The following is a 7,268-nucleotide window of genomic DNA, read 5'->3' as shown; positions in this document are numbered from 1 at the left end:
GTGGCGCAGACCCTGGGGGTTGAGGCGTTCCATATTGGGCCGACCATCTCCCCTGGCGTGCCCTGGGTGCGTGACACCCGCCAGCCGCTCTCCCTGGCGCTGAAGTCAGGTAACTTCGGCGATATCCAGTTCTTTGCCCGTGCCCAGCAGGAGTTTCGTCATGACTGAGCAACAACTGCGAGAGGAAATGGTACAGATTGGCGCCTCGTTGTTTAGCCGCGGCTATGCCACCGGCTCCGCTGGCAATCTGTCGCTGCTGCTGCCGGACGGCAACCTGCTGGCGACGCCGACCGGCGCCTGCCTCGGCGAACTGCAGGCTCAGCGGTTGTCGGTGGTGACGCTGCAAGGGGAATGGATCTCCGGCGATAAACCATCGAAAGAGGTCACTTTTCACCGGGCGGTCTATTTGCACAACCCGGCCTGCAAGGCGATCGTCCACTTGCACAGCCACTATCTGACCGCGCTCTCCTGCCTGCAGGGGCTCGATCCGCACAACTGTATCCGCCCCTTTACCCCCTATGTGGTGATGCGCGTCGGCGACGTCCCGGTGGTTCCCTACTACCGGCCGGGCGATGACCGTATTGCCCAGGCGCTGGCCGGGCTGGCGCCGCGCTATAACGCCTTTTTACTGGCCAACCACGGACCGGTGGTTACTGGCTCATCGCTGCGCGAAGCCACCAACAATACCGAGGAACTGGAAGAGACCGCACGGCTGATATTTACCCTCGGCAACCGCGAGATCCGCTACCTGACCGCTGACGAAGTGAAAGAACTGAGATAAAACCATGCCAAAATTCGCTGCAAATTTATCCATGCTGTTTACCGAACTGCCGTTCCTGGAACGCTTTGCCGCCGCTGCCCGGGCGGGATTTGAAGCCGTTGAGTTTCTGTTTCCCTATGAGTATGCCGCCGGGGAAATCAGACAGCGCCTGCAGGAGAACCAGCTGCAGCTGGTGCTGTTCAATACCCCACCCGGCGACGTCAACGCCGGAGAATGGGGGCTCGCCGCCATCCCCGGGAGAAGCGCGGAGGCCCGACGCGACATTGAGCTGGCGCTGGACTATGCCTGCCAGCTCGGTTGCCCGCAGGTGCATATCATGGCCGGCGTGGTGCCGCCGGGAGCGGATCGCGCAGCCTGCGAGGCCGTGCTTATCGATAATCTGCGCTACGCCGCGGAGTGCTTTGCCCGCCACGACAAGCGGATACTCATCGAAGCGCTGAATCCGCAGACCAAACCGGGCTATCTCTACCACAGTCAATATCAGACGCTGGCGATGGTGAAACGGGTCGACAGGCCGAACCTGGCGGTGCAGTTAGATCTGTTTCACGCGCAGAAGGTGGACGGCAATTTAAGCCATCTTATTACCGAATATGCCGGCCAGTATCGCCATATTCAGATTGCCTCCCTGCCCGACCGTCATGAACCGGATGAGGGCGAAATAAACTATCCGTGGCTCTATGCGCTACTGGATAAAACCGGTTATGACGGCTGGATCGGCTGCGAATATATCCCCCGGACAGACACGCTTTCCGGGCTGGGGTGGTTCTCGCCCTACCGGAAAAAATAAACGCCGTTTTCTAAAAAAATAACTCTCTGTACACCTGTTAATACCCGAGGCAAACCTATGTCGACATCGGCGCTGTTACTTATTGCGTTAGCCAGCGTAGTGCTGTTGCTCCTGTTAGTGATCAAAGCGAAAGCACATCCTTTTGTGGCGCTCCTGATCGTCAGCCTGCTGGTGGCATTCGCCACCGGCATTCCGGCAGATAAAATTATAACCACCATTGAAAAAGGCATGGGCGGCCTGCTTGGCCACATCGCCAGCATTATTATTCTGGGCTCAATGCTGGGGGTGCTGATTGAAATGTCCGGCGGCGCCGAATCGCTGGCGAAAACGTTGACCGGCGTACTGGGTGCAAAACGAACCATTGCCGCCTTAACCATTGTGGCTTTTATTCTCGGCACCCCGGTCTTTTTTGAAGTCGGCTTTATCATCATCATTCCGTTAATCTACGGCTTCAGCAAAGTCGCCCACGTGTCGCCGCTGAAGTTTGGCCTGCCGATGGCCGGCGTGATGTTAACCGTCNACGTGGCGCTGCCCACCCATCCTGGCGCAGCGGCTGCGGCAGGCATTCTGCATAGCGATGTCGGTTGGCTGATGCTGGCGGGGATTGGGGTGTCGGTGGTCGTCGGTATCGTGGGCTATTTTGTCGCCCGGTTTATCAATCGGCGCCATTATCATCTGTCGATTAACGTGCTGGAGCAGCAACAAACGGCGGAAGTACCGGATCTCTCGGTTAACGCGCAGCAGACCCGTCTGCCGCCGCCGAATGCGCTGGTTATCGGTGGGCTGATCGTGGTGCCCATCATGCTGATTGTTTCCGGGACGCTGTGTCAGGCGCTTCTGCTGCCGGAAAACGCGGTTCGCCAGCTGATGACCGTCATTGGTACCCCGCCGGTCGCCCTGCTGATCTCCCTGGGCCTGGCCAGCTGGACGCTGGGCATCCGTCGGCGGATGAGCCTGAAAAAGCTGGGCGAAGTCACCGGCAGCGCGATCCCCTCGTCGGCGGACGTGATCCTCGTCGCCGGCGCCGGCGGCGCCTTTGGCGGCGTACTGGTCGCTTCCGGCATCGGTAATGCCTTAGCCGAGGCGCTGGAGACAATACATCTGCCGCTGATGCCCGCCGCTTTTCTGCTATCGCTGGTGCTCAGAGCCTCGCAGGGTTCGGCCACCGTGGCGATCCTCACCACCTCCGGTCTGCTGTCGCAGGCGGTTGTCGGTCTGGAGCCGCTGCAGCTGGTGCTGGTGACGCTGGCGACCTGCTTCGGCTCGCTCGGGCTGTCGCACGTCAACGACGCCGGATTCTGGGTCGTCACGCGCTATCTCGGACTCTCGGTGCCGGATGGACTCAAAACCTGGACCGTCTTGACAACCATCATGGGGGTGACGGGCTTTCTCATCACCTGGCTGCTGTGGTTTGCGCTTTGATGTTAACCTGGGTGGCTCCGGCCACCTTAACTTCGCCCCGGCACAGGCCCTGACCCACTACCGCTGTCAGACCGCAGACCCGCTGCCGACAGCGTCACCGGGATAAAATAGCGTACGCGATAGCGCCTGTCCCCTGCCTCTTCGCCTTCCGCATGGCGGGTTATAAAACATTCAATGTCATAGCCGTCCCGACGACTTACCCCCAGGGATGGCAGCAGCTCCATATACAGATCGCTGGATAAACGAGCATAACGTGACCAGCTGCCGTAGAATTCAACCCCGACATAAAGCCCTGACCGGGTGGTCAGCGAGCTGTTCATGGCCAGCGCGGGGGGCAGCTTTCCCGCCTCATGACAGCCGACAAAAGCGTTAACCTCGACGTTAAGCTCATTTTTACTCGCCGCGGCGTAGTCGGAAAGTACGGAAAGCGAGCCTCCGCCAGCGGTGAAAAAACGGTCAACCTTTTGTCTGATGCTCGTCTTAGCGGTGCTTTGCAACACCAAATCCGACAGGCGCAGTTCATACTTCATTGGATAGCCGTAATAGACCTGTTCCGGCAGAGAAAAAAAACGAGCCAGAGGTAGGCTCTCTCCGTCCGGGTGAAACTTTTTCAACAGCTTTGCCGTGTCCCAGTGCGCCGCGCAACGGTATTCACGTGGCGAGAGCGAAAAGCGCTTCTTAAACTCCCGGGAAAAGGTCTGCGGCGAGTCATAGCTTAACTGCCAGGCAATAGCGGCGATCGGTTGTCGTGTTAAGCGCAGACTGACCGCTGCGATGGTCAACCGCCGCAGACGAATATACTGCCCGATGGGTAACTGGCCATACTGGTAAAACACGTCGTACACAAACCGACGCGAATAGCCCATATACTGCGCCAGGTCATCGATCGCCGGGTTACAATAGATATTATCGTCCAGCCACGCCAGCATTTTCAAATAGAGCATCTGCTTCATAAGTACGGCATACATCCTGTATTCTTGTCCTCCGCTAATTTTAACAACAGAGCGCGGCTATCACTAAGCTTTTTATGCATCGCAAAAATAAAAAAACAGCAAACGGCTTTAAATAGTGAAAAATATATGCTTAAGGTTTTGTTTATTAGGAACTTTCGCATATCAATATACCGTTATCTCACTTTCCCTACCAGATATTGCATTAATGGAAAACATCCCTTAGATTACCACGGCTAAAAATTGTACCCGCATCATCATTATATTCTTTAATTTATCCAAGTATGTTTTTTAATGCCCACAGGGAAGTTATATGACTAATTTTTTGTTCAATATAAAAAATCACTATTTGCGAGTCGCTATTGCTGAACTGGTTGATGAAGCGATGAAGGCCGCCGGGCGGCCACACTATCAGTTTTCTCAACAATGGGATGCAGGATCGATGGCGCAAGCTGATGTGATATTCACGGAAATGGTCGCGGGGGAGTGGTACTTGTGCCAGGATCTTTTTCAGCATGCCCCGGAACAATATACGCTTTTTATTTTCCCGGACAATGAACACGCTACCGTAGATGAGGGTTTACCGAATTGTCTGCAGCATGCGGTATTTATGCCGCCTCACGCTCGCGTTCAGCGGCTGAAAGATGAGATAGCTAACGCCATTGAACGTCCGCTGCTACCGCGGCAAGACCCGCCGTTCAATCGTCTGCGGCGTTGCATTAATTGCGCCTGCAGGTCGGTCAGCGACGCGCAAACCAAAGTCATTTACGCGTTCAGTATTGGCCTGAGCCCGCATGAAGTCGCCGCTGCGCTAAATATTAGTCCCAAAACGATTCATTCACATAAAAAGAATATTATGAGTAAATTTAATTTGAATAGCCGTCAGCAGTTTAACAACCTTGTGCAACTGCTCGCCAAACGCTGATACAACTCGTCGTTTTATTCTGTCAAACAATCATCTTCTGGAACGGAAAACATACCGTCTCTTGCGCCTTTCCTGAATATAGGAAAAGCCACTCCATAAAGAAATGATGGGACATAAAATCAGACACAAAATAATAAAGAAGTCGCTCATATCAAACCTGACAAAAGAATTTAATTTAGAGTGATAATATTCACTCGATTATATTCAGGCAAGACCAGCGCCTCATTTTTGAGAGTGGGAAATAGAATGGCAGGATAATTCCTGGTAGCGAATATTAACAGGTAAAATAAGACGCAGCGCCAGTGTCTGAGGAGGGAATGAGAGGCCTGTTAGCGTCTTTTTGCATTGAGGATGAGAAAAAGATAGCCAAATGTGTAATTCCCTGTACAGTGGAGGGAATCACAAAGTGAAGCTCGCGTTCCGCGTAGCGGACATCACGGTTGGTTGAATGTTTGTACATATCAGCCTCGCCCTCCTTTAGGGTCAGGCCATACTCATCTTGCATGCTGAGCGCGGATGTTCTTACGCCGCGGGAGCGATCGTAACAACTATGCTAACCACCCTGATTTACCGCAGCCAGGTTCATCCTGACCGCCCGCCCGTCGATCTCGACGCTTTAGTCCATCGCGCCAGCAGTAAAAATTTGCCCCTTGGCATCACCGGCATTCTGCTGTTTAACGGCCTGCAGTTTTTCCAGGTCCTGGAAGGGACTGAGGAGGCACTTGAGTCGCTGTTCAGCGAAATCCAAAGCGACCCGCGTCATCGCGACGTAGTGGAGCTGATGCGCGATTACTCAGCCTACCGACGTTTTCACGGCACCGGAATGCGCATACTGGATCTCCGGCTGTTTGAAACCGATGGCGCGCTGGAGGAAATTCTGCGCTTTAGCACGTTTGGGGTCACCGAACCGGTCAACGACCGGATGTTCCGGCTGCTTAGCGCCTTCATTGCCGACGGCGGCCGCTATTGCCTGCCCGAGCCGCTGCAGCCCTCTCGCTGGATGATGATGCCCGCGTCAGGTACGGCCGCGCCGCAGCACCTGCCCGGTCAACCTTGCCAGTTTGCTCTGCAGGCTATTGTCGAGCCGGCTAAAAAGCGAGTTTCTTCCTTTGAGGCTCTGATCCGCAGCCCAACCGGCGGCTCTCCCGTGGAAATGTTTGCCGCCATTGCGGCGGAGGATCGCTACCGTTTTGATATTGAAAGCAAAGCGTATGCATTCGCTCTCGCCGGCCAGCTGCCGCTCGGGAAACATCAGCTGGCGATTAACCTGTTGCCCGGATCGCTGTATCACCACCCTGACGCCGTAGGCTGGCTGATGGACAGCCTGCTGGCGGCCGGCCTCAGACCGGATCAGGTACTGATCGAGGTGACCGAGACAGAGGTGATCACATGCTTTGACCAGTTCCGCAAGGTGCTCAAAGCCCTGCGCGTCGCGGGCATGAAGCTGGCCATCGACGACTTTGGCGCAGGTTATTCCGGCCTGTCGTTACTGACCCGTTTTCAGCCTGATAAAATCAAAGTGGATGCGGAACTGGTGCGCGATATCCATATTAGCGGCACCAAACAGGCGATTGTCGCCTCGGTCGTCCGCTGCTGCGAGGATCTTGGCATTACGGTGGTGGCTGAAGGTGTCGAAACCCTGGAGGAGTGGTGCTGGCTGCAGTCGGTGGGCATTCGCCTGTTTCAGGGCTTTCTTTTTTCCCGACCCTGCCTTAACGGCATCGGGGAGATCTGCTGGCCGGTAGCGCGCCAGGCAATGGACCTGTAAGGCCGCGCACCCGGGCATCGTCACTGCCAGTGGGCAAGCTTTTCGCTCAGCGCCGCCAGGGCATATCGTACCGCTTTCGCCACCACGGTCTCACAGTCGCCGGCAAAGCACATCCGTTTGGTTTCAGTCTGGCCGCGAAAATTCCAGGCAAACCATACCGTGCCGGCGGGGGTACCATCTTCCCCGCCCTCCGGTCCGGCGTAGCCGCTGACGGCGATGGCGATATCGGCCCCGGCGAGCGCCAGAATACCAGAGGACATTTCCTGAACGCAGGCTTCGCTGACGGCGCTGTGTACCGCCAGGGTTTCCGCGCGAACCTGCAGCACGTTGCGCTTGGCTTCATCGCTGAAGGTCACTACGCCGGTATCATAAAATGCCGCGGTATCCGCCTGGGCACAGAGCGCTGCCGCCAGATTCCCTCCGGTGCAGGACTCCGCCGTGGTCAGTCGCCAACCGCGCGCGATCAGCGCCCGAGCCACTTCAGCGGTTAGTTCATGCGTACTGTTTGCGTCGCTATCGATCTCGTCAGTCATTCTTCCTCCTCGCCGAAATTGAAAGAAATAGCAGACTCACTGCGTCTGTTAACAGAATAGCATATCGATTTCTTTGTCGTCGGGAGGCCATTTATATTTTCA

9 protein-coding genes are annotated in these 7,268 nt (G+C 55.7%); 6 read left to right on the top strand and 3 right to left on the bottom strand.

What is annotated here, in order from left to right; all coding sequences use genetic code 11:
• From VZP09_RS08010 to VZP09_RS07995, 4 genes are all read left to right on the top strand, one after another.
• The coding region (locus VZP09_RS08010) for a nucleotide-binding domain containing protein (RefSeq protein WP_313955490.1) at positions 1 to 168 on the top strand (168 nt) is incomplete at its 5' end.
• On the top strand, positions 161 to 781 hold the full coding sequence (gene otnC / locus VZP09_RS08005; RefSeq protein WP_002210516.1) for a 3-oxo-tetronate 4-phosphate decarboxylase: 621 nt from the start codon (positions 161 to 163) through the stop codon (positions 779 to 781). The genes VZP09_RS08010 and otnC, both read left to right, overlap by 8 nt.
• 4 nt (positions 782 to 785) lie before the next feature.
• On the top strand, positions 786 to 1,568 hold the full coding sequence (locus VZP09_RS08000) for an HPr family phosphocarrier protein (protein ID WP_087791459.1): 783 nt from the start codon (positions 786 to 788) through the stop codon (positions 1,566 to 1,568).
• Positions 1,569 to 1,625: 57 nt separating this feature from the next.
• Positions 1,626 to 2,990: a GntP family transporter gene (locus VZP09_RS07995; RefSeq protein WP_328795026.1), complete on the top strand. Its 1,365-nt coding sequence runs from the start codon at positions 1,626 to 1,628 to the stop codon at positions 2,988 to 2,990.
• 26 nt (positions 2,991 to 3,016) lie between these two features.
• Here the strand turns inward: VZP09_RS07995 and VZP09_RS07990 are convergent, their stop codons facing one another.
• Positions 3,017 to 3,943 (bottom strand): helix-turn-helix domain-containing protein, encoded by a 927-nt coding sequence (locus VZP09_RS07990; RefSeq protein WP_004224677.1) that lies wholly within the window; start codon positions 3,941 to 3,943, stop codon positions 3,017 to 3,019.
• A 310-nt stretch (positions 3,944 to 4,253) separates the two neighbouring features.
• Here VZP09_RS07990 and kbvR point away from each other — a divergent pair, with 310 nt between their 5' ends.
• Entirely contained in the window at positions 4,254 to 4,865 is a 612-nt protein-coding gene (gene kbvR, locus VZP09_RS07985) for a LuxR family transcriptional regulator KbvR (RefSeq protein ID WP_002903816.1), read from the top strand.
• A gap of 30 nt (positions 4,866 to 4,895) precedes the next feature.
• On the opposite strand, the gene VZP09_RS07980 is transcribed toward kbvR, so the two are convergent.
• Positions 4,896 to 5,015 (bottom strand): small membrane protein, encoded by a 120-nt coding sequence (locus VZP09_RS07980; protein ID WP_004195995.1) that lies wholly within the window; start codon positions 5,013 to 5,015, stop codon positions 4,896 to 4,898.
• Between the two features lie 400 nt (positions 5,016 to 5,415).
• Here VZP09_RS07980 and VZP09_RS07975 point away from each other — a divergent pair, with 400 nt between their 5' ends.
• Positions 5,416 to 6,633, top strand: coding sequence for a diguanylate phosphodiesterase (locus VZP09_RS07975; RefSeq protein WP_023327961.1), 1,218 nt, complete (start codon positions 5,416 to 5,418; stop codon positions 6,631 to 6,633).
• 20 nt (positions 6,634 to 6,653) lie between these two features.
• Here VZP09_RS07975 and VZP09_RS07970 read toward each other — a convergent pair whose 3' ends face one another.
• Positions 6,654 to 7,166 carry a 2-oxo-tetronate isomerase gene (locus tag VZP09_RS07970; RefSeq protein ID WP_004190248.1) on the bottom strand — a complete coding sequence of 171 codons (513 nt, stop codon included), beginning with the start codon at positions 7,164 to 7,166 and terminating at the stop codon, positions 6,654 to 6,656.
• Positions 7,167 to 7,268: the final 102 nt, after the last annotated feature.

The organism is Klebsiella sp. EMBS2024 (assembly GCF_036233805.1).
In the GTDB taxonomy this organism is placed as follows: Bacteria; Pseudomonadota; Gammaproteobacteria; order Enterobacterales; family Enterobacteriaceae; genus Klebsiella; species Klebsiella pneumoniae.
The sequence above is the reverse complement of the archived record's forward strand: the minus strand, read 5'-3'. Positions and strand labels throughout refer to the sequence as shown.

Bases quoted from the DNA above. Each gene is read 5' to 3' on its own strand.
- otnC (WP_002210516.1), top strand. From the start codon at position 161: ATGACTGAGCAACAACTGCGAGAGGAAATGGTACAGATTGGCGCCTCG.
- VZP09_RS08000 (WP_087791459.1), top strand. From the start codon at position 786: ATGCCAAAATTCGCTGCAAATTTATCCATGCTGTTTACCGAACTGCCG.
- VZP09_RS07990 (WP_004224677.1), bottom strand. From the start codon at position 3,943: ATGAAGCAGATGCTCTATTTGAAAATGCTGGCGTGGCTGGACGATAAT.
- kbvR (WP_002903816.1), top strand. From the start codon at position 4,254: ATGACTAATTTTTTGTTCAATATAAAAAATCACTATTTGCGAGTCGCT.
- VZP09_RS07980 (WP_004195995.1), bottom strand. From the start codon at position 5,015: ATGAGCGACTTCTTTATTATTTTGTGTCTGATTTTATGTCCCATCATT.
- VZP09_RS07975 (WP_023327961.1), top strand. From the start codon at position 5,416: ATGCTAACCACCCTGATTTACCGCAGCCAGGTTCATCCTGACCGCCCG.
- VZP09_RS07970 (WP_004190248.1), bottom strand. From the start codon at position 7,166: ATGACTGACGAGATCGATAGCGACGCAAACAGTACGCATGAACTAACC.